Source organism: Pseudomonas sp. PDM25 (genome assembly GCF_019219045.1).
GTDB lineage: Bacteria > Pseudomonadota > Gammaproteobacteria > Pseudomonadales > Pseudomonadaceae > Aquipseudomonas.
On sequence record NZ_JAHUWL010000001.1, the window covers coordinates 19,482 to 44,836 of the forward strand.

The following is a 25,355-nucleotide window of genomic DNA, read 5'->3' on the forward strand; positions in this document are numbered from 1 at the left end:
TCGACGGATAGAGTATTCCTGAAGGGACAAGGTTGCAGGTTTTGGGGCCGCTTCGCAGCCCAGCGGGAGCAAGCTCCCTCGCCACAATTTATGTATTTTCTTGTTTTTGCATCACGCCAATAAATAGCTCCGAGTCCAGAAACCGCTGCAACCAGGCCTGCAAACGGCGATAGGGCGTCTGCCCAAACCACTCGCGATCCACATGGGCGAACTGCCGCACGAACGGCATCAGTGCCACATCCGCCAGGCTCGGATGCTCGGCCAGCAAGTAGTCGCGTCCCTCCAGCAACTCATCGAGCCTGCGCAAAAACACCTCGCCCTCAGCTCGATAAACCGTCATTGGCTGCTCGGGGTATCGCTCGGCGTACTTGTAGCGATTCAGGTGCACTTTGAACACCTGATCGTTTTCTTCGATCAACCCGGCGATGTGTTGCTGTCCGACGGGATCATCCTTGAGCAACCAATCCTGCGGATCGTTCTGCGCCAGGGCCCAGTGCATGATCGCCAGGCTTTCATCGATCACCTGACCGTCGACGCTCAGCACCGGCACCGTGCCTTTGCTCGACAGCGCAAGCATTTCGGCAGGTTTGGCCTTCAGACTGACCTCGACAATGCTCACCGCAACCCCGGAGTAGCGCAGGGTCATGCGCGCCCGCATTGCGTAGGGGCAGCGGCGGAAGGAATACAGCGTATTCATTTCACCTCCAGCGTACTCAGGCCGTTGCCCTGACGGCGGACCTGAATCTGCACCGGAATCCGTTCATGCATTTCCTGTACGTGTGAAATCACCGCGACTTTTCGTCCCTGGGCTTGCAAGCCGTCGAGAGCATCCATGGCCAGTTGCAGGGATTCCGGATCGAGGCTGCCGAAGCCTTCGTCGATGAACAACGATTCGATTTTCAACGTGCTCGATGCCATCGACGCCAAACCGAGCGCCAGGGCCAGTGACACCAGGAACGTCTCGCCGCCGGACAACGAATGCACCGAACGCAGTTCATCACCCATCTCGGTGTCCATCACCAGCAAACCGAGCATGCTGCCGCCACGTTTGAGGCGATAGCGCCGCACCAGTTGCCGCAACTGAACGTTGGCGTGATGCACCAGCAGGTCGAGGTTGTAGGCCTGGGCGATCTTGCGGAAGGTGTCGCCCGTGGCCGAACCGATCAGGGCATTCAAACGTGCCCAGCGCTGGTATTCGGTATAGGCGTCGGTAATCTGCTGCGCGAGGGCCTGATTGGCGTTTTGCCGGCGCTGATCCTCGGCCTGTTCGGCGCGCAGTTCGGCGCATCGGTGTTCGCTGGCGGTGAACTGGTTTTGCAATTCGGCAAGCGCCGTCGCCAGCTGTTCGAAGTCGAGATTGCCGTTGTGCTGTGCCTGGTGATTGAGCAGACGCTGATCGCGTTCCTGTAGCAGGACCTTGGTCTGTTCGATGGCTTTTTCGCTTTGCTGCAATTGCCGGCGCAGTTCGCTGAGCTGCTGGTCGTCGACACTCAGCAGATCTTCCAGACCACCGTCATCCAGCTCCGGATGCAATGCGCGCCAGTCGGCAATCTTGCCGCTCAGCTCGCGATCTTCGGTGTCCAGTGCCTGCGAGCGTTCCTGCTGAGCCTTGAGTTCGGCGCCCAGCTGCACCAGCCGCGTGCGCACGGTTTGCAATTCCTGATTGGCCGTGGCTTCGGCATTGCGGGCCTGTTCGACGGCTTGATCCAGTTGCTGCTGCCACTGCTCGGCGCTGGCGTGTTCGCCGAGCAATTGCGTGAGTTTTTGCTGGCAGGCCTGTTGCTGGTCGGCGAGGGCGGTGAACTGCTGGCGGGCCGTTTCCAACTGCTGGAGGCGAGTGAGTTGGCGGTCCTGTTCTTTCTCCAGCGTTTGCTGCCGTTGTTGCTGTTCGCTGAGTTCATCGCGTTGCTGATCGAGTTGTTCCAGGCGCTGGCTGATCTGCCGGTCCAACTGCATGAAGGTCGCGGCCGGCTCGTTGCGCAGCGCTTGCAGCGTATCGGCCGGGAGCAGGGTGCTGAACGCCGTCAACTCCTCGTCCAGACGCTGGCGATCACTGCTCAACTCACGTTGCTGGTTGGCCAGGTGCTGGGCAGCTTGCTGGCTCGCCGCTTCAGCGCTACGCAGTTGCTGTTGAAGGCGCGCGGCGTCTTGCTGCAGGGTGAGCAGGGCGGTTTGCCGTTGTTCGTCCTGAGTGATGCTTTGGTTCAACTGGTTATTTTGCTGCACCAACCAGGCATCGCGTTTAGCCGCATCCTGCGTGAGCAATTGCGCAGACAACGGATGGGCTTCAAGGCTCGGTGCCAGGCTCTGTTGCTGCGTCGCGAGGTGTTCTTGCTGTTGCAGCAACTCCTTTTGCTGAGCAATCACGCCGCCCACTTCAGCGCGCAGGTCAGTGAGCTTTTCTTTCAGCAGGTCGACGGCTTTCTGGGCGTTGGCCTGTTCGCTTTCATCATGCCGGCCAAGGCTCTGCAGCAGGGCTTCGGGCTGATGATAGGGATGGTCGGGACTGCCACAGACCGGGCACGGCTGATCGTCCTGCAACTGCTCGCGCAGTTCTTCGACACTGGCGCTGCGGGCCAGGCGCTGGCGCTCCAGCAGTTCGCGGGTGACGCTCAGGGTCTGTTCGGCAATGACCAATTCGTTCTTGGCTTTCACGCCGTCCTGGGTCAGACGTTCTCGTTCTTGCTGAGCGGTGAGCTGGCGCTGCTGGAGTTCGGACGCGCGCTTGTCCAGTTCCTGCTGACTGGCCCACAGGCGTGTCAGCTCCTCAAAGGCTCGCTGCTGCTTGCGGTTGTCTTGCAACAGACTCCCGAGAATCCGGATCTGCTCGGCCACCGCTTCCGGTTCGGCGCCGGCTTCCTTGTACAGCACTTCAAGGCTCTGGCGCTGAGTGGACAGGTCCTCGGCAGCGCGAGCGGCGCTTTGTTCCAGGGCGGCCAGTTCGGCCTGGCCCTTGTTCAGGCGATTGCCGATCAGCATCAACTGTTGCAGGCGATCACGGTAGGCGTTCCAGGCATCGCTCAAGGGTGCCAGAGGGGTGCTTTGTTCAAGCTCCCCGGCAATCCGCTGCAAACGTTCGGCGACCTGTTTCTGTTGGTCGAGCAGGCCTTGGATCGTGTTTTGGCCCTGCGTGCAGGCCAGTTCCGTCTGCTGCTTGAGCTCGGCACTGAGGCTGGCGTCCTTGACCAGACGGGCGAGGGTGCTTTGCTCTTCGAAGGCCTGACGCAGCAGTGGCGCGCTGGTGGTGTGTTGGCCTTGGGCTTCGACGAGTGCCGCCTGCGCGGCGCTCAGGCTGTGTTCGAGTTGCGTCTGGCGCTCGTTCAACTCGGTTTGCTGTTGGGTGTGTTGCTGAATCTGCGCGGCCAGCGGTGTGAGCTGGGCGGTTAGTTCAGTCTTGCGGGCGAACTGGTGCCGTTGCGGGGCCAGTTGCTCCAGGCGAGTCAGCTTCAAACGTTCGCCGGCCAGACCTTCCCAGTGCTGCCGGGCCGATTGCAGCTGCTCGGTGGCGCTCTGTTGTTCGTCCTGCAACTGACGCAAATCCTTGAGCCAGGTGTGTTGCAGTTCCAATTGCTTGAGCTGCGCTTGCTGGGTCTTGAGTTGTTGCTGAGCCTCGTTGAAGCGTTCATCGAGTTCCGCGCGCGCTTCGGGCGACAGCGGCGTCACGCCGGTGGCCTGGTCCTGCAACAACTTGTGGGTTTCGCGAGCCTCTTTGGTTTTGTCGAACGCTCGTCGACCGAGGCGCGTATACAGCGCGGTGTCGGTGAGTTTTTCCAGCAGTTCGCTACGTTCGTTGTCGTTGGCCTTGAGGAATGCACTGAATTCACTCTGGGCCAGCAGCACCGCACGGGTGAATTGCTCGAAGTTCAGGCCCAGAACGGATTCGAGCTGGGTTTTGAATTCAACTTTCTGACTGGCCAGCAGTTGATCCAGATCGATGTCGCGCAAACTCTGACGGCTGGCTTGCAGCTTGCCGCCGGCCTTCTCCCGGGCGCGATTAGCTTCCCAGCGAGCGCGGTAGCGACGGCCATCGATGCCAACGAAATCGACTTCGGCATACCCTTCACCCGTGCCGCGACGCAGCAATGTGCGGGGGTCGCCAGTGCTGATCTCGCCGTCGGCGTCTGGCGCTTTGGCAGACACCTGGGCATTGCTCAGCCGAGGCACAGCACCGAACAGCGCCAGGCACAAGGCGTCGAGCAAGGTGCTTTTACCGGCGCCGGTCGGCCCGGTGATCGCGAACAGACCGGCGCTGGCCAACGGCTCAGCGGTAAAGTCGATTTCAAAAGGCCCGGCCAGTGAGGCGAGGTTTTTCAGGCGGATCGCGAGGATCTTCATGGTTGTTCGCTCTCCATCTGTACGTCTTGCAACAGCTCGGCGAAGTCCTTGAGGGTTTGCTCGTCGACCTCGCTGCCGTAGTTGTCCTGCCAGGCGCGGCTGAACAGTTCCTGAGGCGAGAGCTGGTCGAGTTCGATCAAGGTCGTGCCGTCATCGACGCCATCGCGGCTGCCGTTGCCAGCGTATTCAGCGGCGATCCGCACCAGCCGCACGGCTTTGCCTTGCAGGGCGGTTTCCACTTGATAACGCAAGTCGGGTTGCGGCTCATCGAGGCGCACCCGAACTTCCAGCCATGGCTGGCGCTGGATATCGGCCAGTAGGTCGATATTTGGCAAATCGGCCAATTGCAGGAGGATTTCCGCCAGTGGCGCGGGACCGATGCGTTGCAGATTCACCGCCCGGGGGATCAGTTTGGGTTCGACGCTGACCAGGGTTTCGCCTTTCAGTGTGATGTCGAGAATCTGGTGCTGATAGCCAATCTCGGAGAACGACAACGGAATCGGCGAGCCGCTGTAGCGGATGCGCTCTTCACCATTGACCTTCTGCGGCTTGTGCAAGTGACCGAGGGCGACGTAACTGATGCTCGGCCCGAACAGGCTGGCGGGCAGCGCTTCGGCGTTGCCGATGATCAGGCTGCGCTCGGAGTCTTCCGACACCGAGCCGCCGGCCATGTGTGCGTGGCTGATGGCGATCAGCGCCTGACCCGGTTTGCGCTTGGCATTGGCCGCTTCGATCAGCCATTCGTGAACCTGACCGATACCGCGCAGGTAGTTGTCGCCCAGGTGCGCGCCGGTTACTTCGGCGGGGCGCAGGAACGGCAGCGCCAGGCACCAGGCGACGGTTTTGCCTTTGGCATCCGGCAATGGCAGCAGCAGGCGCTCAGCGTCGAGTTGGCCATCATCCAGCCACAGCACACGACCCAGCGCATGCGTACGCAAACGCCGCATCAACGGCGCGGGCAGTTCGATCCGCGAGCCGGAATCATGGTTGCCGGCGATCATCACGATGGTCAGCTTCGGCTGTTGTTCATGGGCGCTGACGATGAAGTCGTAGAGACGTTCCTGGGCTTTGACCGGCGGGTTGACCGTGTCGAAGATATCGCCGGCGATCAGCAGCACGTCTGGCTGGTCCAGCTTCAGCTGGCGCAGCAGCCATTCGAGAAAGCAGGCGTGTTCGAAATCGCGTTCCTGGCCGTGCAGGTTTTGCCCAAGGTGCCAGTCGGAGGTGTGAAACAGACGCAAGGTGAACTCCGTAGGAAATAAGGTGATGGCCGCGAGGAAAATGATGGCGGCTAAAGGGGAGGGAGTTTACTGGCAAACACGTTGCAGGTGGTCAACGCCACAATCCTGTAGCAGCTGGCTTGGCCAAGCTGCTACAGGGGATGCGGTGGCAGTGGTTATTTGGGATAAAGCGGCGGCAATCCACTGTCGCCCACCGGATCCTGAACCCGCTCGGCAATCGGAATCGCCTTGATCGCCCGCCACAGGTCTTCACCTTGCCAATGCTGGCCGGTTTCGCTGTAGAGCGCGCCGTTCAAGCCGTCGAGGGCGTCGGACAACGGCACAAAGCGCGCCGCCATATCGGCCAGGGTTTCCGGTTGTTGTCGGGCCCAGGCGTCGAGGGCCTGGCGGGTGGCGTGGGAGTCGTTGGCCTGACAGGCGCGTTTGAGATCGTCGAGCACGGTGCGCGGGCTCGGGCCGGTCTGCGCCGCACGCAGGATCGCCGGTTGCCAGCGGGCGCGCCACCAGAGACCGAAGCCCAGCAGGGTGGTGCAGGCCAGGATCAGGGTGCTGAGTTTCCACCACCAGAGGGCTTCGTTGTCGGCTGCGGAAAAGACTTGGGGCATGCCGGCCGGGGTGTCGACCATCAGGCTCGGATTGTTCGCCACTGGCAGGGTTTGAGCCGGCAGGCTGCTGTGATCGAGGTGGTCCTCGAAGGTGTTCCACCAGATCACTTCAACCGCTGGTAACTCGATTGCGCCAGCACGCGTTGGCACCAGGGCTTCACGGTCTTCGCGACTGCCGATCAGGCCTCGTTCGCTGTTCTGGTTGCCCAGTACCGGTTGATCCGGGTAGCGCCGCAAGCCGTTGACGTCGGTGGCGGGCAGCGGTGGCAATTGCGAACTGTCCAGCCCCTCAGCCTTTACCGTCAGGCTGCGGGTCAACGAATCACCCACCTGCGCATGATCCGGTTCCGGGTTCCAGCTTTCGCTCAGGCTGAGGCTACGGGCCGGCAGCCACGGCACGTCGGCCGGGTAGGTGATGGGTTTGGCCTTGACCGTCAGCAGAATCTCGGCGGAGCTGACCCGCATCAATTTGCCGGATTTCGGTGCCTGCGTGGCGGCGTCCTTGGCGGGCTGTGCGTCCACCAGTGCGGCATTGAACACCTGCGGTGGAATGACCAACTCACCGCTGTGTTGCGGGTAGATCGCGTAGCGCATTTCGATCACGCCGTGGCGCAGGCCATTGATGTCTTTCTCATAGGTGCGTGCTTCGCCCAGTTGCTCGATGCGCACATCGGGGATTTGCAACGGGGGCAGGCTGCTGTCGTCGTACAGCGACACCGAATGGTAGATGCGCAAGGTCAGGATCGCCTGGGCTTGCACGTACACGCTGTTTTGATCGAGGCTGGCGTCGATGAACACCGGGTCCCGTTGGGTCGGGCTGTCCTGGGTTTCGGTCTCGACCACTTGCACGGTGATCGGCTGGCTCTGCACGTCACCCAGTTGCAGTGACGGAATCACCACGCTGCCGTTTTGCCGAGGCAGCAGGGTGATGATCCAGCGGGTGGTCGCCCGGTTGTCGCCGTTCAGGGTGGTCAACTGGTTGACCTGACGGGTGCCGCGCACGTCGAACGCCGGCTCCAGTGGTGTCAGGTCGGGCTTGCCGAACTGCGTCACGTCGTTGGTTTCCAGGGTCAGTTCAATCGTTTCGCCGCTGTTCAGGCGACTACGATCCACACTGGCGACCAGCCCCGCAGCCTGGGCCTGAACAGTGCAGATCAGCAGTGCGAGCAAGAAAGTGGTGAAGCGGGTCATCGAGTTTTTCCCTGATCCTGATGTTGTTGCTGTTCGTACCAGAATTTGCGCCTGAGCAATTCACCCGGGTCATCCGGGATCTTGCGCAGCCATTGCTCCAGCGCCTGGCGCTGTTCACCGTCGATGCTGTCGTTGGCCGGGCGCATCGGTGGTCGGGTGCTGTCTTCATCCCCCAGCTCACTGCCCGGGACTTCATTGGTGCCGGGTTTCGACGGCGCTTTGCTCTGTTGGTCAGAGTCCGTCGTGGTTGGTTGGCCGTCGGTTTTCGGTTCGCCCTTATCCGCCGGTTGCGTGGCCGCGCCCGGCGGCGGTTCTTGCGTGGGGGGCTCGGTCTCGTTGCCGGCGTTTTTGTCCTGATCAACGGGCGGTGGAGTGTTTTTCTGCTTGAGCAGAGTTTCCACCAGCGCTTTGTTGGTCAGGGCCGGACGCAAATCCGGTTGGCGTTCCAGTGCCTGATCGTAGGCATCCAGCGCGGCTTCCAGCTCGCCGCTTTTGGCCAGGGCGTTGCCACGATTGTAGTGGGCGTGGGCGTCGCTGCCTTCGGCGAACCGCTGGGCGGCGCCGCTGTAGTCGCCTGCCTCATAGAGCGCGACACCTTGCCATTGTCGATCTTCGAAATGCTGCGCCGCCTCGGCCGGGCGCTTTTGCTTGAGCAGGATCAGACCCTGTTGGTCGGACCGCAGCCACAAATCGTTGAAGTCGAAGGCATAACTCGGTTGTGGCAGCAAAAACAGCAGTGGCAAGCAGAACAGCCAGCCGCGACGACCGGCGCACGCCGCCAGCAGCAGCAACGGCAACAACAGCCAGTAACCCTGATCGGCCCACGTATCGAGGCGCAGGGTATGGCCGTCGTTGCGCAGCGCGCGTGGTCCCTCGAGCAAGCCGAGTGCGCGCAAGTCGGCATCGTCCAGGCGCGCGTGGCGATAGCTTCCGCCCAGGTCGTTGGCAAAGGCTTTCAGGCTTGGCTCGTCCAGATGTGGCACCAGAATCGCGCCTTGGTCGTCCTTCAGAAAACTGCCGTCCTCCTGGGTGATCGGCGCGCCTTCGGCAGTGCCGATACCGAGCATCAGAAATTGAGTCGATTTGCCGTCCAGCGCCTGCTCAATCCCCTGGCGTTCCAGTTCGGTCAAGGTCGAACCGATCAGCAGGATCCGCCCGTCGCCGAGGGCGCCCTGTTTCAGCAGGGCAAGGGCCTTGGTCACCGCCAGGTCGGCGCGATGCCCCACTTGGGGCATCAGCGAAGGCTTGAGGGCATCCAATAGATTACGGCTGGTCGACAGGTCATCAGATAGCGGCACCAGCGTGTGAGCGCTGCCGGCGTAGACGACGATCGCGGTCTGGGCATCGCTGCGGTTCTCCAGCAGGTCGAACAGCTTGCGCCGAGCCTGTTCCAGCCGGCTGGGCGGTACGTCGGTGGCGAGCATTTCCGGGGTCAGCTCAAGGACCACGACCAATGGGTCGGCGGGTTTCTGGCTGGCTTGCTCGACACGTTCCCAGCTCGGCCCAAGCAGCGCCAGAACGGTCAGCACCCAGGCACATCCAAGGATGACCCACGGCAATTTGCTGTCGCGACCGCTGCCACCACTGAGCAGCGCGGCATGGAACGCCGGTGGCAGAATCATCTGCCAGCGCCCGGCGCGTTTCTGCCGATGCCAGAGTTGCCAGAGCAACCAGCCAAGCAATGGCAACAACAGCAACCACCAGGGGCGAAACAAGTACGGCCAGAGTGCGCTCATCGGCGCCTCCGCAGACGCAGGCGTTTCAGCCGCTGGCGCCAGTCGGGCAGTTGAGTTTGCAGAAGGTCCTTGGTGAACAGTCGCCGCAACGGGTTGTCCGGCCAGCGCTCGCGAACAACCAACAGCATGCTCAACAGCAACGCCAGCGCCAAAGGCCAGTGGTACAACGCCTGGGCCGGGCGGGCCTGAGTCGGTTGCTGGGTCACCGGTTCCAGTTGGTCAAGGGTGTCCTTGATCGCTTGCAGTTCCTTGCCATCATGGGCGCGAAAATACTGGCCGCCCGTGGCTTCGGCGATCGCCATCAAGGAGGGTTCGTCGAGGTCGAGGCTCGGGTTGACCCCCAGGAAACCCAAAGTGCCGCTTTGCTCCGGATCGGCGCCGATGCCGATCGGGTAGATTTTCACGCCTTCGCTAGCCGCCAGCCGCGCAGCCGTGAGCGGGTCGATTTGGCCACCGTTGTTGGCGCCGTCAGTGACCAGAATCAGTACGCGACTTTGTGCCGGGCGTTGGCGCAGGCGTTTGAGGGCCAGGCCGATGGCATCGCCGATGGCGGTGTTCTTGCCGGCGATGCCGATCCGCGCCTCGTCGAGCCACACGCGCACCGTGTGCCGGTCGAACGTCAGCGGTGCTTGCAGATACGCCTGGCTGCCGAACAGGATCAGGCCGACGCGATCGCCATCGCGACTTTCAAGGAAGTCACCGAGCAAGTGCTGAACCAGGGTGAGTCGACTGACTTCTTCGTCCTGCCATTGCATGTCGGGGAAATCCATCGAGCCGGACACGTCGACCGCTACCAGCAGATCGCGACCGCTGGCGGCGATGGGCAGCGGTTCGCCAAGCCATTGCGGGCGCGCCGCCGCGATCAGTAGCAACAGCCACAGCAGAATGAACGGTGCCTGTTGGCGCCAGGCCGGCAGGTTGGCCCGGGCGCGGCGGCGGACCAGGCCTTCGAGGTCGCCGAGGAAACTGACTTTGAGCGCCGGCTCGCCACTGTCGGCGACAGGCAGCACGATGCGCATCAGCCAGGGCAGCGGCAACAGGGCAAAGACCCACGGCCAGGCGAACTCAAACATGTTTACGAATCCAGGTGTCGACCGCTTGAGTCAGGCCGGCGATGGCCTTGTCGTCGAGTTTGCATTCGGGTTTGTAGGCGCCTTCGACCAGCACCATCCAGCGGGTCAGGCCGGCGGCCGGGCAGCGATTGTCGAGGAATGCCAGCCATTTGCGCCCATTGAGGGTGTGGCTCTGGCTGTAGGGGTAATGGTTGCGACACAGGCGTTTGAGCAAACCGTTGAGTTGCTGCAACCAGGCACCGGCCGGCGCGCCGTCGTAGGGTTTGGGCATCCGCGCGAGTTCTGCCAGCGCGGCGAGGCGCACCGGGTCCAGCGGTTGTTCGGCGCGCACGATCGGGCGTTTGTTCGCAAAGAAGTGCCTGGCCTTCCACAGACCGAAACCAATGAACGGCACTAACACCAGCAACAGCCACCAGCCCGGTGCCGGTGGCCAGAATTCGATGGGTGGCGGGGAGATCAGCGGTTGCAGTTGATCGAGGCTGCTCATCGGCCTTTCCCCGGTTTCTGCGGGTTCAGGTATTCGCGCAATTGTTCAACCATTTCGCTCTGGGTGCTCAGGGGCATCAGCAACACCCGCAGCTTCTGCGCGAGCAATTCCCAGCGAGCGAGGCGCGCTTCGGCCTGGGCGCGATAGGTCTGGCGCAGCTCGAAATTCAGGGTGTCGAGCTCCAGTTGCGCACCGCGTTCGGCAAAACGTAAAAGCCCGGCGGCGGGCAGGGCGTGATCCAGCGGATCGGATACCGGCAGCAGTAATAGATCGCAATGCCGCGACAACAGGCTCAGCTGCTGTTCGGCGCCCTCGGTCAGGGTGCGTTCGTCGCAGATGATGATCACCAGGCTGCCGGGACGCAGTACTTCCCGGGCGCGACGCAGGGCAATGTTGAAGGCGTCCCGGTCCGGCTCGTTTTCCGTGTGCAGCGACTGATTGACCCGCACCAGCCGGTTGAGCAATTGCAGCAGGCTCTGTTTGCTGCGTCGTGGCTTGATTTCATAGTGTTCGTTGTTGCCGAACACCAGTCCGCCGACCCGATCGTTATGACCCAGTGCGGCCCAGCCGATCAGGCTCGCGGCCTGGGCGGCGAGCACCGATTTGAACATCAGCCCCGAGCCGAAAAACAGTCGGCGGCTTTGCTCGACCATGATGAAAATCGGCCGCTCGCGCTCTTCATGGAACAGCTTGGTATGGGGTTCCTGGGTGCGGGCGGTGACGCGCCAATCGATGCTGCGCACGTCATCGCCGGCCTGATAGACCCGCACCTGATCGAAGTCCACCCCGCGCCCGCGCAGTTTGGAGTGGTGCAGGCCGATCAGCGGGCTGCGCTGGCTCGGTGTGGAAAACAGTTGCACTTCACGCACGCGATGACGCATCTCGATCAGTTCGGCGAGGCTGACACGGATGCCCGGCTCGGGCGGTAGGATGACGTTCATCGGGGTCAAGCGACGGCTACGACGTCGAGAATCCGCTGGACCACCCGGTCCTGGTCGATGCCCGCGGCTTCGGCTTCAAAGGAAAGAATGATGCGGTGGCGCAGTACGTCGAACAGCACGGCTTGAATGTCTTCCGGGCTGACGAAGTCGCGACCGGCCAGCCAGGCGTGGGCCCGGGCGCAACGGTCGAGGGCAATCGAGCCGCGCGGGCTGGCGCCATAGGCGATCCACTCGGCCATCTCCGGGTCGAACTTGGCCGGGGTGCGGGTGGCCATGACCAGTTGCACCAGGTATTCCTCCACGGCATCGGCCATGTACAAGCCAAGGATTTCCTTGCGTGCGGCAAAAATCGCCTGCTGGCTGACCCGGCGCTCGGGCTTGGTTTCGCCGTTCAGCGCTTCGCCACGGGCCTGTTGCAGGATCCGACGTTCGACGGCGGCGTCCGGGAAGCCGATTTTCACATGCATCAGGAAGCGGTCGAGCTGCGCTTCGGGCAATGGATAGGTGCCTTCCTGCTCGATCGGGTTTTGCGTGGCCATCACCAAAAACAGCGGCGACAGCTCGTAGGTGCTGCGCCCGACGCTGACCTGGCGCTCGCCCATGGCTTCGAGCAGGGCCGATTGAACCTTGGCCGGGGCGCGGTTGATTTCGTCCGCCAGTACCAGGTTGTGGAAGATCGGGCCTTGCTGGAACACGAAACTGCCGGTTTCCGGGCGATAGATTTCCGTACCGGTGATGTCGGCCGGCAACAGGTCGGGGGTGAACTGGATGCGATGGAACTGTGCTTCGATGCCTTCGGCAAGTTCTTTGATGGCCTTGGTCTTGGCCAGGCCCGGAGCGCCCTCGACCAGCATGTGGCCGTCGGCGAGCAAGGCGATGAGCAAGCGCTCGATGAGTTTTTCCTGGCCGAGAATCTGCGTTGAAAGAAAGGTTCGCAGCGCTAGCAGCGCTTCACGATGTTCCATCGATGACTGTTCCTGGAAAGGGTGACCGAAGACGTTCGAATAACGCCAGGGCTGGGGGCGTTACTTTAATCTATCGCGGGGGGCGGCGACTAACGGCATTTTGTGCAAAGTGCAGGAATTGATTGGCGAGATTGTTTGAATTTTGTAGGACTCAGAGGGTGATGGTGTTCTTTCGGGCCTCTTCGCGAGCAAGCCCGCTCCCACATTGGAATTGTGCTGGACGCAAATTTTGCATCCGCAGGAGATCCCCTGTGGGAGCGAGCCTGCTCGCGATGAGGCAGGTTCAGGTACCCGAGACTCAGGGGCTCAGAGCTGACTTATGTAGGTGCCAGTACCCTTGAGGATGTTCTGCAGTGTTTCTTCCACTTCCGCCAAGTCGCTCGCATCAGTGCTGTGAATGATTTCCAGCGAATCATCACCATTGAGCGCATCGGCGTCAGCAGCAGCGATTTCGATCAGCAGGCGGGTAGCGCTGAGGGTGACTTTTACGCCGTCCAGCGTCGAAGGCTCGTCGCCAAGGCTGATGTCCAGCGCGTCCTCGTCCGGGTAGCGGGTCATCAGGAACATATCGCCCTGATCGCTGTGGCAGCAGAGCATGGCCATGTTGTCTTCTTCGTCGTCGCACGGGTTGACGATCAAGAGGGCGGTGGTCATTTGCATGGGGAATTCCTGGCTCGACGAGCGTTGTGAAGACGAACAAAGGGCGATTCTGCCAGCCCTGGGGAATTTCTGCTCGCCTGAGTGTCTGAGGATGTGTCGTGAACATCTGGGGTGTTGCTGGCTATTTCTGGTACGGATGTGCCGCAAAACCGGGCTTTAACCCCCCGTTTTGCCGTGCGGCTGCTAGTGTTGTTCGATGCACAAGGCGCAAGCTGCGTACCGATGACCGAATATGTCGCAGCGCTGCAAGCACGGGGCTTGCCGCACTGGTTAAGCTGCGCAACGGATGAGCACCTGTAAAGGCATTGCGCTGCACCTTGCCCAGTCGTTTTTGCAGATGCCCATTCATGGAAGGTGAATGTGACCTGAGTGTCTCGTCCAGCTTCACCCACCTGTCATCCTGTTTCCTCTGCCCGAGAATCAGGAACAGGGTGACGGATTGCCCCGAAAGGGGTTTGCACGCGACGCTTCCATCAATAACAAGCCCAAGCGGAGTACCACAGATGGCGTTCTTCACCGCAGCCAGCAAAGCCGACTTCCAGCACCAACTGCAAGCGGCACTGGCCCAGCACATCAGTGAACAGGCACTGCCACAAGTGGCGCTGTTCGCGGAACAATTTTTCGGCATCATTTCCCTGGACGAGCTGACCCAGCGTCGGTTGTCCGACCTCGCCGGCTGCACCCTTTCTGCGTGGCGCCTGCTTGAGCGCTTCGATCACGCGCAACCGCAAGTGCGCGTCTACAACCCCGATTACGAACGCCACGGCTGGCAGTCGACCCACACCGCGGTCGAAGTGCTGCACCACGACCTGCCATTTCTGGTGGACTCGGTACGCACCGAGCTGAACCGTCGCGGCTACAGCATCCATACTCTGCAAACCACTGTGCTGAGCGTACGTCGCGGCAGCAAGGGCGAGTTGCTGGAAATCCTGCCGAAAGGCACCCAGGGCGAAGGCATTCTTCAAGAATCGCTGATGTACCTGGAAATCGACCGTTGCGCCAACACCGCCGAGCTCAATGTCCTGAGCAAAGAGCTGGAACAGGTACTCGGTGAAGTCCGCGTCGCAGTTGCCGATTTCGAGCCGATGAAAGCCAAGGTCCAGGAAATCCTCACCGGCCTGGACAACAGCCAGTTCGCGGTCGACCCTGAAGAAAAAGGCGAAATCAAAAGCTTCCTGGAATGGCTGGTGGGCAACCACTTCACGTTCCTGGGCTATGAAGAGTTCGTGGTGCGCGATGAAGCCGACGGCGGCCACATCGTCTACGACCAGGACTCCTTCCTCGGCCTGACCAAATTGCTGCGCACCGGCCTGACCTACGATGACCTGCGCATCGAAGACTACGCCGTAAACTACCTGCGCGAACCGACCCTGCTGTCGTTCGCCAAGGCTGCGCACCCAAGCCGTGTACACCGTCCGGCTTACCCGGATTACGTGTCGATCCGTGAAATCGATGCCGACGGCAACGTGATCAAGGAATGCCGTTTCATGGGCCTGTACACCTCCTCGGTGTATGGCGAGAGCGTGCGGGTCATCCCGTACATCCGCCGCAAGGTCGAAGAAATCGAACGCCGTTCCGGCTTCCAGGCCAAGGCTCACCTGGGCAAGGAACTGGCTCAGGTGGTTGAAGTGCTGCCGCGCGACGACCTGTTCCAGACCCCGGTCGACGAACTGTTTGCCACCGTGATGTCGATCGTGCAGATCCAGGAACGCAACAAGATTCGCGTGTTCCTGCGCAAAGACCCGTACGGTCGTTTCTGCTACTGCCTGGCCTACGTGCCGCGCGATATCTACTCCACCGAAGTGCGCCAGAAGATCCAGCAAGTGCTGATGGATCGCCTGAAAGCCTCGGACTGCGAGTTCTGGACCTTCTTCTCCGAGTCCGTGCTGGCCCGCGTGCAACTGATTTTGCGCGTCGATCCGAAGAACCGTCTGGACATCGACCCGGTTCTGCTGGAAAAAGAAGTCGTGCAAGCCTGCCGCAGCTGGCAGGACGACTACGCGAGCCTGGTGGTCGAAAGCTTCGGCGAAGCCCACGGCACCAACGTGTTGGCCGACTTCCCGAAAGGCTTCCCGGCCGGTTACCGCGAGCGTTTCGCCGCGCATTCGGCTGTGGTCGACATGCAGCACCTGCTGAGCCTGAAAGAATCCAACCCGCTGGTGATGAGCTTCTATCAGCCACTGGGTCAGGTCTCCGGTCAGCGTGAGCTGCACTGCAAGCTGTATCACGCCGATACCCCGCTGGCGTTGTCAGACGTGTTGCCGATCCTGGAAAACCTCGGCCTGCGCGTGCTGGGTGAATTCCCGTATCGCCTGCGTCACAACAATGGCCGCGAGTTCTGGATTCACGACTTTGCGTTCACCGCCGCTGAAGGCCTGGAACTCGATATCCAGCAACTCAACGACACCTTGCAGGACGCTTTCGTCCACATCGTGCGCGGCGATGCCGAGAACGATGCGTTCAACCGCCTGGTGCTGACTGCCGGCCTGCCATGGCGCGACGTCGCGCTGCTGCGTGCCTACGCCCGTTACATGAAGCAGATTCGCCTGGGCTTCGACCTGGGTTACATCGCCAGCACCCTGAACAACCACACCGACATCGCTCGCGAGTTGACCCGGTTGTTCAAAACCCGTTTCTACCTGGCGCGCAAGCTGACCGGCGACGATCTGGAAGACAAGCAGCAACGCCTGGAACACGCGATTCTCAGCGCCCTGGACGACGTTCAGGTACTGAACGAAGACCGTATCCTGCGTCGCTACCTGGACCTGATCAAGGCCACCCTGCGGACCAACTTCTACCAGACCGACGCGCACGGTCAGAACAAGTCCTACTTCAGCTTCAAGTTCAACCCGCACCAGATTCCAGAGCTGCCGAAGCCAGTACCGAAGTTCGAAATCTTCGTTTACTCGCCACGTGTCGAAGGCGTGCACCTGCGCTTCGGTAACGTTGCTCGCGGTGGTCTGCGCTGGTCTGATCGTGAAGAAGACTACCGCACCGAAGTCCTGGGCCTGGTAAAAGCCCAGCAAGTGAAGAACTCGGTCATCGTGCCGGTGGGCGCGAAGGGCGGCTTCCTGCCGCGTCGCCTGCCACTGGGTGGCGGTCGGGACGAGATCGCGGCCGAGGGCATCGCCTGCTACCGCATCTTCATCTCGGGCCTGTTGGACATCACCGACAACCTGAAAGACGGTGCGCTGGTACCGCCGGCCAACGTCGTGCGGCATGACGACGATGACCCGTACCTGGTGGTCGCTGCGGACAAGGGCACTGCAACCTTCTCCGACATCGCCAACGGTATCGCCATCGACTACGGCTTCTGGCTCGGCGATGCGTTCGCATCGGGCGGCTCGGCCGGTTACGACCACAAGAAAATGGGCATCACCGCCAAGGGCGCGTGGGTTGGCGTTCAACGTCACTTCCGCGAACGCGGCATCAATGTTCAGGAAGACAACATCACGGTCGTCGGCGTCGGCGACATGGCCGGTGACGTGTTCGGTAACGGCTTGTTGATGTCCGACAAGCTGCAACTGGTCGCAGCGTTCAACCACCTGCACATCTTCATCGACCCGAACCCGGAGCCGGCCAACAGCTTCGCCGAGCGTCAGCGCCTGTTCGACCTGCCGCGTTCGGCCTGGTCGGATTACGACACCAGCATCATGTCCGAAGGCGGCGGGATCTTCTCCCGTAGCGCGAAAAGCATCGCGATTTCCCCGCAGATGAAAGAGCGCTTCGACATTCAGGCTGACAAGCTGACCCCGACCGAACTGCTGAACGCCTTGCTCAAGGCACCGGTGGATCTGTTGTGGAACGGCGGTATCGGTACTTACGTCAAAGCCAGCAGCGAAAGCCACGCCGATGTCGGCGACAAGGCCAACGATGCGCTGCGCGTGAACGGCAACGAACTGCGCTGCAAAGTCGTGGGCGAGGGCGGTAACCTCGGTATGACCCAGCTGGGTCGTGTCGAATTCGGCCTCAATGGCGGCGGTTCCAACACCGACTTCATCGACAACGCCGGTGGTGTGGACTGCTCCGACCACGAAGTCAACATCAAGATCCTGCTGAACGAAGTGGTTCATGCCGGTGACATGACCGACAAGCAACGTAACCAGTTGCTGGCGAGCATGACCGACGAAGTCGGCAACCTGGTGCTGGGCAACAACTACAAGCAGACTCAGGCACTGTCCCTGGCGGCACGCCGTGCCTTCGTGCGGATTGCCGAATACAAGCGCCTGATGAACGATCTGGAAGGCCGCGGCAAGCTGGATCGTGCCATCGAGTTCCTGCCGTCTGAAGAAGCGATCAACGAGCGTCTCGCGGAAGGCCATGGCCTGACCCGTGCAGAGCTGTCGGTGCTGATCTCCTACAGCAAGATCGACCTCAAGGAAGCGCTGCTCAACTCCCAGGTGCCGGACGACGATTACCTGACGCGCGACATGGAAACCGCTTTCCCGCCGACCCTGGTGAGCAAGTTCTCCGACGCCATGCGCCGTCACCGTCTGAAGCGTGAGATCGTCAGCACCCAGATCGCCAACGATCTGGTCAACCACATGGGCATCACCTTCGTTCAACGACTCAAAGAGTCGACCGGCATGAGCCCGGCGAACGTGGCCGGTGCTTACGTGATCGTGCGTGACATCTTCCACCTCCCGCACTGGTTCCGTCAGATCGAAGCACTGGACTACCAGGTTTCCGCCGACGTGCAACTGGAGCTGATGGATGAGCTGATGCGTCTGGGCCGTCGCGCTACGCGCTGGTTCCTGCGCAGCCGTCGCAACGAGCAGAATGCTGCCCGTGACGTCGCGCACTTCGGTCCACATCTGGCAGCGCTGGGCCTCAAGCTCGACGAACTGCTGGAAGGCCCGACCCGCGAAGGCTGGCAGACCCGTTATCAGGCGTACGTTGCGGCTGGCGTTCCTGAGTTGCTGGCGCGCATGGTTGCAGGCACCACTCACCTGTACACCTTGCTGCCGATCATCGAAGCGTCCGACGTGACCGGTCAGAACGCCGCCGACGTGGCGAAGGCTTACTTCGCCGTCGGCAGCGCGCTGGACATCACCTGGTACCTGCAACAGATCAGCGCTCTGCCGGTTGAAAACAACTGGCAGGCCCTGGCCCGTGAAGCGTTCCGCGATGACGTCGACTGGCAACAACGTGCGATCACCATCTCCGTCCTGCAACAGGGCGACGGCACCCAGGACGTGGAAACCCGTCTGGAGCTGTGGATGGAAGAGCACGAAGGCATGATCGAACGCTGGCGCGCCATGCTGGTAGAAATCCGTGCCGCCAGCGGCACTGATTACGCCATGTATGCGGTGGCCAACCGTGAGTTGCTGGATCTGGCGTTGAGCGGTCAAGCGGTAGTGCCCGTCACTGCCGCTAGCATTGCCAGCGCTGAGTTGGAGCCAGCTGCCTGATCAGGCGCTGAATGAAGAAGCCCCGTCTTGAGAAAGACGGGGCTTTTTTTTGCCTGAAAGCTTGCGCTGTCTGGTCGGGCCCTTTCGCGAGCAAGCCCGCTCCCACATTGGTTTTGCGTCGTACACAGAACTAATGTGGGAGCGGGCTTGCTCGCGAAGGGGCCATCAACCTCAATACAACTTTTTGCCTATTTTATTATCGATCATCGACACTTTATCTGTCGGCCTGGTCAATAAATTACTGAGCGACTGGTCAAACTTTTGCAAAGCCCTGACTTGCACATTCTGTTGTTCGTTTATATCGGCAACGATCTCTTCGCTGCGTTTATAGTCCGCCCATAACGGACTCAGTTCTTTAGCGTCATGACCCTGCGCAGTGCCGATGTAGTTGAAGTTGGAATCGTAGAACGCTGCGCTGACATTTGCGCTGATGTCCGAACTGCGCGAAGTCATCAATTGACTGCGCGTGTCGACGATGGCGACCACGTCCGGTTTAGCGGCCCTGAGACTTTGCATGTCCGGGTACACCGTGACCGAGCCAAACTGACGTTGCAAGGATGCTTTGACCCAGTCCACCGCCAGGTCCGGTTTGGAGGTGGCGACGTAGGCATCGTGAATCGACTGCACCAGCAGGCTCTGGCCAAAACCGGTGCCGGCGTTGGCCTGGTAATCCTGAAGGTAGGCGCGGTTGGTCTGCGTGTTGCGGCTGTACACGATGCCCAGGGACACGTTGCTGCCATGGGTGACATGCGTGGCGCTGCTGCGGCCGACCGGTCCGGTGAAAATGCCGTCGAGCGAAGAAACAGCTTTCGGTGCAGTGGGTATTGAACAACCCGTTAAAAGAATCGTTATCGTCAAGGTGCTGACAAGTGCAAGTTTCATGGTGTTTCTCCCGTGAAACAACTTGAGTCGGAACGTTAATAGGCCGGACACAGTCGGCGCAGATTCCAGACTAAACCTGTCGACACTGAATGAAATAGACCATCACTGCACTTATCAGGAAAACTATAGTTTTGTTTGGTTTAAAAGGTCTCGGTTAATTGCGTCGGGAAATTAAAAGGCCCGAATGCTTAATTCGAGCCCGTTTATTTATGGCTGGCGCAACAGCTATCAGTTTTCCAAAGGGATCAATACTTTTTCGTCGGGCGCTAACACCATAAACACCAACAGTTTGGCGGGTTTGGTGGCACTGGCATTTTTCGAGACCAAATGCTCCGAGCCGGCTGGCTCGTACCAGTATTCACCGGCCTTGTAAGTGATCGCCTTTTCGCCTTTGACCTGGGAAATTATTTCTCCCGAAATGACGTAAGCCATGGCCGTGCCTTCGTGCTTGTGGGCGATGGAGGATTGGCCGGGTTTGTAATCGACTTCGATCATCAGCGCTTTTTTGCCCGGTGCGTTTTTCAACATCTGGTCCTGCAACACGGTGACCTTTTCCGAAGGGGCGGCTTCGTGAGCGTATGTCGCGGCGCAAAAGGTCAGGGCCAGGGCGGCGAGGGGCGCAGCACAGTAGCGTAAGGCGTTCATGGGTTATCACCTGCTGTGGTTAGTGTCAGGGACCACAGTAAGTCTCGGTCAAGGCCAATCAAACAGCCAATTTTCGTGAAGGCGAGGGGACCAATCCTGCGCGTTGAACAAACAAGATCGCCGCCTCCAGCTACTTCTACAGAGGTACCCATAGCCCTGTAGGAGTAGCCGAAGGCGGCGACCTAATTGTTAAACGATAGGAAAGCTGTTGAAGTCGACGCTGTTGGCCAGGCGGCTGTCGATCAGGCTGATAAAGCCTTGTACTTCAGGGCAGTTGAAATGCATTTGCATGGCCGCTTCCGATTGCCAGCGGGCACTGACCGTCCAGCGGTTGTCGTCCTCGGGGCAGCGGTCGACCATATAGGAATCGCAGCCCGGTAATTCGCGCAGGGTGTCGACGATTTTTTGCAGTTGCTTACCCAGTTCGTCCGAGCGGCCGGCGGCGGCCTGCACCTTAACGGTATTGATCACTTCGTTGGACATTGCTCACACTCCTGAATCAGGCCGGACGAATCCTGCTCATTGAGGGATAACGCTTATGCAGGATAGGCCTGCATTCCCGGACCACCAATAGCCAATCACGGGATAAAAACGCAGACCAATTCGTCAGGCAACCTGCTGCAAAATGTCCCGCAGGCGGTCCAGGGCGATGTCGATGTCCAGGGTTTCGATGGCGCCAAAACCGAGGAAAAGCCCGGACTGCGGCGCTTGCTGATAGAAAAAACTGTCGATGGGATACACCCCGACCTCGACCTTTTTTGCCAGCTCGATCACCAATGGAATATCGATAGACACTTTGCACATAACCACCATGTGGAACCCTGCAGTGGTCGGAACCGCCTCGAGCCACGGTGACAGATCGCCGGTCATGCGCTCGAGGATCCGCTCACGGCGCCCGGCATAGATCGTATGGCAGCGCCGGATATGCTTGAGCAGACAACCTTCGGCGATGAACTTGGCCAGCGCCCATTGGGGCAGGGTGGACGTGTGCAGGTCGGTGAGCTGCTTGGCGCGAATGACCGCTTCGAGAATCGCTGGCGGCAGGATTGCATAACCCAGGCGCAGCTCCGGTAGCAGGGTTTTCGAAAAGGTCCCGACGTAAGCGACGATGCCGCGTTCGTCCATGCTTTGCAGCGAATCGGTGGGCCGGCCTTCGTAGCGGAATTCGCTGTCGTAATCGTCCTCGATGATGATCGCGCCCAACTCATGGGCCCGCTCCAGCAGCGCCACCCGGCGCGCCTGGCTCATCGGCATGCCGAGCGGAAACTGGTGCGACGGCGTGACGTAGATCAGGCGGGTGCCAGGGGGGATTTTGTCCACTTGAATGCCTTCGGCATCCACCGGGACGCCGATCACCGTGGCGCCGTGGGTACCGAACAACAGGCGTGCGGGCGGGTAACCGGGGTCTTCCATGGTGACGATGCTGCCGGGACGCGTAAGCACCCGGGAGATCAGGTCCAGCGCCTGTTGCGCACCATTGCACACCACCACGTCTTCGTCCTGGCAATTGACCCCGCGGGAAAACGCGATGTGCCGGGCAATCGCATTGCGTAACGCCGGCAGGCCTTCGGGCAAACTGTAGAAGCCCTTGGACGCAGCGATCTGGCGCAAGGCGTGAGCGGTGCAGCGCCGCCAGTCATCCTGGGGGAACTGGCCCTTGCTGGTGGCGCCGCCGATGAAGTCGTAACGCAACGAGCCTTCCAGCGTCGGATGGCGCAGAAACACCGGCAGGTTGCGCCAGGATTCGATGACCTCGGCACTGGCCAACTCCGAATGGCTCTGTTTACGGGTAATTTTCGCCGGTCGGGCGTTGACGTAGGTGCCTTTGCCGATGACCCCGGTGAGGAAGTTTTCGTAGGTCAGTTGCGTGTAGGTGTCGGAAATGGTCTTGCGCGAAATGCCCAGTTGTTCAGCCAGCAAACGGCTGGGCGGCAGCTGCGTCCCGGCTGCCAGACGACCGGATTCGATGGCGCTGCGCAGTTGGTTGTACAACTGGCCTGCCAGGTCCTTGCGGCCGTTGATGACAACGTGAAGTTCCATACCGGCGAAGCTCCTGGGGCGATTGAGGCGCGTGTGCGTCGGGCCAGATTACCCGCATGAACGCCTGCGCAAAAGTTGCGTGGGCGAAAAACCTCCGATTGGTCTGGTGCCTGAGTGGTCCACGGGTATTTCGCAGAATTGGATCTGTAACGTCGGCGTATCAGCGCCTACCTTGAGGGGCACACATTCGATCCACGAGGTCACGCCATGAACGCCCGCCTGGATTACTACAGCGCATCGCCCAAGGCGATGAAAGCGATGATTGCCATGGAGGCGTTGACCAGCAACCTCAGCATCGAGCCGGCCTTGCTGCACTTGATCAAGATCCGTGCCTCACAACTCAATGGCTGCGCTTTCTGCACTGACATGCACTCGGTGGATGCCCGGCGACTCGGCGAGACTGACCGTCGGTTGTATTCGATCGTAGTCTGGCGCGACAGCGGCTTCTTCAATGCACGAGAACGCGCGGCGCTGGCCTGGACCGAAGCCGTCACGTTGCTCTCTGAAAGCCATGTGCCGGACGACGTTTACACGCAGGCCCGGGAGCAGTTCAACGAGGGCGAGATGGTCGACCTGACCATCGCCGTTACCACGATCAACAGCTGGAATCGCCTGGCGGTAAGTTTTCGGCAAACCCCTGGAGGCTGAATCGATTTTCCGCTCCGAGTGTCACGTCAGGTTCATAAACCCTGCGCAGGATGAGGCTATCAAGGACAGATCGACAGGGAGTCAGCGATGCGATTCATGGAAACCACAGCGCGTCAGCGAGTTGCCGAGTACCGCTTGCCCGTAGAAAAAACCTCATCCTGGCGCGCACTGGCGGCAGAGATCGATCCGGTACTGGCGCAGTCTTTTCGGGTCAGTGCCCGTTGCGGCTGTTTCATGCAGGCGGCCCGCAGTCTCAATATCAAGGCGACCCAACTGCGTAAACAACTGGCGCAGCTTGAATCGCAACTGCAGTGTTCGCTGTTCAGCCACTCAGAGAATGGCGTTGCCCTCAGTCGTGACGGATTGCAGCTGCAATCGCAGTTGATTGCTTTGGCCCACGAGCGCGACTTGCCGGTGATCGAACAGCCGTTGATTCGCCTGGCCGTCGCCGAATCGATCCTGCATGACATTCTCGGTCGCGATCTGGTTGCCTTGTTGCGGCGCAACGCCAGCGTGCGCCTGGACATCATCACCCTGGACAGTGAACTGTCCCTGCAAGCGGTCAGCGCCGATGTGGTGCTGTGGCTGGCCGGCACCGAATCACCGCTGCCCGGCCCGAGTTTTGCGGTCAGCGAGCCCCGGCGTCTGGCACGGCTTGACTACCTGCCTCACATCGCCAAACGGTATTCACGGGTGGCGTCGCGGCCAGACAGCCTCGACGACTTGACGGATTTCCTGTTGGTGCAATGGCAGCATGACCGTCAGGTCGACTGTTTCCGGCCGTGGAATACCCTCGTGGATCAGCGCCTGGCCGGGGTGGTGCAGTTGCATTCCTATGCGTTGATGCTGGAAATGATCCGTTGCAGCGCCTGCATTGGCCTGTTGCCCGGATACATCAGCCGCTTCGATCGCGGCCTTATTGAGTTGCCGGGACTGTTCAGTCAATCGATGCAGCGCCAGGTGTGGATGGCGGTCAATGCCGAGTCCGAGGGTTCAGCGCAGGTGCAGATGATGGTTGAGCTGATCCAGAACACCTTCGAAGAGCGCCGAGAGTGGTTCGAAGGCTGACCGCCGTCCAAAATGTGGGAGCGGGCTTGCTCGCGAAAGCGATTTCACATTCAACGATGATGTTGACTGCCAGCCCCCATTCGCGAGCAAGCCCGCTCCCACATGGTTCTCGCCACACTGGAAGATTGCGGTATAGAGTGGGCGGCCATGTCTGTCTCAAGGATGAATCACCCATGCCCGCCACTGACGCTGTCATCACCCTCGAACGTTTCAACGAATCCCACATCGACGGCATTACCGCGCTCTACAACGACCCGGCCATTGCCCGTCAGGTGCTGCAAATGCCGTTTCAGTCCACCGAGGTCTGGCGCAAACGCCTGGCGCCGGACAATGAACGTGTGGTGCAGCTGGTGGCGCTGCATCAAGGGGCGGTCATCGGCAATATTGGCCTGGAGCAGTTTTCACGGATCCGCCGCAGCCATGCCGGCAATCTCGGCATGGGCGTAGCGACAGCCTGGCAGGGCAAGGGCGTCGGCTCGAAGCTGTTGGCGGCGGCGTTGGACATCGCCGACAACTGGATGAACCTACAACGGCTCGAGCTTTCGGTGTACGCCGACAACGAAGCCGCCATCGGGCTGTATCGCAAGTTCGGCTTCGACACCGAAGGGCTGTTTCGCGACTACGCCGTGCGTGACGGCGTGCTGGTGGATGCCTTGAGCATGGCGCGGCTGCGTCGCACGCCCAAGGCCGGTTGAATCACTCGCCCAACGCGAACGCCACCGCTGCCTGTGCATGCAGTTCGGTGGTGTCGAGCAAGGGCAGGGCGCTGTGCTCGGGTTTGATCAGCAGGCCGATTTCGGTGCAACCGAGGATGATTGCCTGGGCGCCACGTCGGGTCAGTGATTTGATGATCTGCTGATAGACCTTGCGTGACGGCTCGCTGATCACCCCGACGCACAACTCGTCATAGATGATCCGGTGGACGGCCTGACGTTCATCGACCTCCGGCACCAGCACGGTCAGCCCCATCGAGGTCAGGCGTTCCTTGAGGAAGTCCTGCTCCATGGTGAACGCTGTGCCGAGCAATCCGACCTTCAGCGCACCAGCCTCGACGGCAGCCTGACCCGCCGGGTCGGCGATGTGCAGGAACGGAATACTGATCGCTGCCTGAATCTGCCCGGCCACTTTGTGCATGGTGTTGGTGCACAGCACCACGCAATCGGCGCCACCCGCCTGCAACCGTTGCGCCGCATCCACTAGAATCGCCGCGGCATCGTCCCAGCGCCCCGCATGCTGGGCCTGTTCGACAGGGCCAAAGTCGACGCTGTACATTAACAATTTCGCCGAACGCAACGGCCCGAGTCGGTCGCGCACCTGTTGGTTGATAAGACGGTAATACTCGGCGCTGGACTCCCAGCTCATGCCGCCGATAAGGCCGATGGTGCGCATGTTGTGCTCCTGGTGATGGCAACCCTTTGTTCGAGCAT

At 60.7% G+C, this 25,355-nt stretch carries 19 protein-coding genes; 4 read left to right on the plus strand and 15 right to left on the minus strand.

The features are described from left to right. Positions 1-88: 88 nt before the first annotated feature. From KW848_RS00070 to KW848_RS00115, 10 genes are all read right to left on the minus strand, one after another. Entirely contained in the window at positions 89-697 is a 609-nt protein-coding gene (locus tag KW848_RS00070; RefSeq protein WP_218534617.1) for a glutathione S-transferase, read from the minus strand. Beyond that, positions 694-4,335: an AAA family ATPase gene (locus tag KW848_RS00075; protein ID WP_218534618.1), complete on the minus strand. Its 3,642-nt coding sequence runs from the start codon at positions 4,333-4,335 to the stop codon at positions 694-696. Before KW848_RS00075 ends, KW848_RS00070 begins: the two co-directional genes overlap by 4 nt. After that, on the minus strand, positions 4,332-5,576 hold the full coding sequence (locus KW848_RS00080) for an exonuclease SbcCD subunit D C-terminal domain-containing protein (protein WP_102614364.1): 1,245 nt from the start codon (positions 5,574-5,576) through the stop codon (positions 4,332-4,334). Before KW848_RS00080 ends, KW848_RS00075 begins: the two co-directional genes overlap by 4 nt. A gap of 155 nt (positions 5,577-5,731) precedes the next feature. After that, complete coding sequence (locus KW848_RS00085; protein ID WP_218534619.1) at positions 5,732-7,372, minus strand: BatD family protein; 1,641 nt, start codon at positions 7,370-7,372, stop codon at positions 5,732-5,734. After that, positions 7,369-9,108: a tetratricopeptide repeat protein gene (locus KW848_RS00090; RefSeq protein ID WP_218534620.1), complete on the minus strand. Its 1,740-nt coding sequence runs from the start codon at positions 9,106-9,108 to the stop codon at positions 7,369-7,371. Before KW848_RS00090 ends, KW848_RS00085 begins: the two co-directional genes overlap by 4 nt. Further along, positions 9,105-10,181 (minus strand): VWA domain-containing protein, encoded by a 1,077-nt coding sequence (locus KW848_RS00095; RefSeq protein WP_218534621.1) that lies wholly within the window; start codon positions 10,179-10,181, stop codon positions 9,105-9,107. Before KW848_RS00095 ends, KW848_RS00090 begins: the two co-directional genes overlap by 4 nt. Next, positions 10,174-10,668: a DUF4381 domain-containing protein gene (locus KW848_RS00100; RefSeq protein ID WP_192409455.1), complete on the minus strand. Its 495-nt coding sequence runs from the start codon at positions 10,666-10,668 to the stop codon at positions 10,174-10,176. Before KW848_RS00100 ends, KW848_RS00095 begins: the two co-directional genes overlap by 8 nt. Further along, on the minus strand, positions 10,665-11,609 hold the full coding sequence (locus KW848_RS00105) for a DUF58 domain-containing protein (RefSeq protein WP_008150798.1): 945 nt from the start codon (positions 11,607-11,609) through the stop codon (positions 10,665-10,667). The genes KW848_RS00100 and KW848_RS00105 overlap by 4 nt, the downstream gene beginning before the upstream one ends. A gap of 5 nt (positions 11,610-11,614) precedes the next feature. Further along, positions 11,615-12,574, minus strand: coding sequence for a MoxR family ATPase (locus KW848_RS00110; protein WP_008150800.1), 960 nt, complete (start codon positions 12,572-12,574; stop codon positions 11,615-11,617). A 306-nt stretch (positions 12,575-12,880) separates the two neighbouring features. Then, positions 12,881-13,234: a hypothetical protein gene (locus KW848_RS00115; protein ID WP_218534622.1), complete on the minus strand. Its 354-nt coding sequence runs from the start codon at positions 13,232-13,234 to the stop codon at positions 12,881-12,883. Between the two features lie 503 nt (positions 13,235-13,737). On the opposite strand from KW848_RS00115, the gene KW848_RS00120 reads away from it, so the two are divergent. Continuing rightward, the gene (locus tag KW848_RS00120) at positions 13,738-18,645 is read left to right on the plus strand and encodes an NAD-glutamate dehydrogenase (RefSeq protein WP_218534623.1); all 4,908 of its coding nucleotides are present in this window, start codon (positions 13,738-13,740) and stop codon (positions 18,643-18,645) included. A 171-nt stretch (positions 18,646-18,816) separates the two neighbouring features. On the opposite strand, the gene KW848_RS00125 is transcribed toward KW848_RS00120, so the two are convergent. From KW848_RS00125 to KW848_RS00140, 4 genes are all read right to left on the minus strand, one after another. Beyond that, complete coding sequence (locus KW848_RS00125; protein ID WP_218534624.1) at positions 18,817-19,527, minus strand: ATPase; 711 nt, start codon at positions 19,525-19,527, stop codon at positions 18,817-18,819. A 228-nt stretch (positions 19,528-19,755) separates the two neighbouring features. Then, entirely contained in the window at positions 19,756-20,172 is a 417-nt protein-coding gene (locus KW848_RS00130) for a cupin domain-containing protein (protein WP_218534625.1), read from the minus strand. 189 nt (positions 20,173-20,361) lie between these two features. Then, entirely contained in the window at positions 20,362-20,655 is a 294-nt protein-coding gene (locus tag KW848_RS00135; protein ID WP_150657870.1) for a putative quinol monooxygenase, read from the minus strand. Between the two features lie 123 nt (positions 20,656-20,778). Next, positions 20,779-22,212 carry a PLP-dependent aminotransferase family protein gene (locus tag KW848_RS00140; RefSeq protein ID WP_218534626.1) on the minus strand — a complete coding sequence of 478 codons (1,434 nt, stop codon included), beginning with the start codon at positions 22,210-22,212 and terminating at the stop codon, positions 20,779-20,781. Between the two features lie 207 nt (positions 22,213-22,419). Here KW848_RS00140 and KW848_RS00145 point away from each other — a divergent pair, with 207 nt between their 5' ends. The 3 genes from KW848_RS00145 to KW848_RS00155 all read left to right on the plus strand — a co-directional run bounded on the left by KW848_RS00145 (position 22,420) and on the right by KW848_RS00155 (position 24,623). Beyond that, complete coding sequence (locus KW848_RS00145; RefSeq protein WP_008150813.1) at positions 22,420-22,860, plus strand: carboxymuconolactone decarboxylase family protein; 441 nt, start codon at positions 22,420-22,422, stop codon at positions 22,858-22,860. A gap of 87 nt (positions 22,861-22,947) precedes the next feature. After that, the gene (locus tag KW848_RS00150; protein WP_218534627.1) at positions 22,948-23,928 is read left to right on the plus strand and encodes a LysR family transcriptional regulator; all 981 of its coding nucleotides are present in this window, start codon (positions 22,948-22,950) and stop codon (positions 23,926-23,928) included. Positions 23,929-24,101: 173 nt separating this feature from the next. After that, positions 24,102-24,623: a GNAT family N-acetyltransferase gene (locus KW848_RS00155; RefSeq protein ID WP_218534628.1), complete on the plus strand. Its 522-nt coding sequence runs from the start codon at positions 24,102-24,104 to the stop codon at positions 24,621-24,623. Position 24,624: 1 nt separating this feature from the next. Here KW848_RS00155 and KW848_RS00160 read toward each other — a convergent pair whose 3' ends face one another. Continuing rightward, entirely contained in the window at positions 24,625-25,317 is a 693-nt protein-coding gene (locus KW848_RS00160) for an aspartate/glutamate racemase family protein (RefSeq protein ID WP_218534629.1), read from the minus strand. Positions 25,318-25,355: the final 38 nt, after the last annotated feature.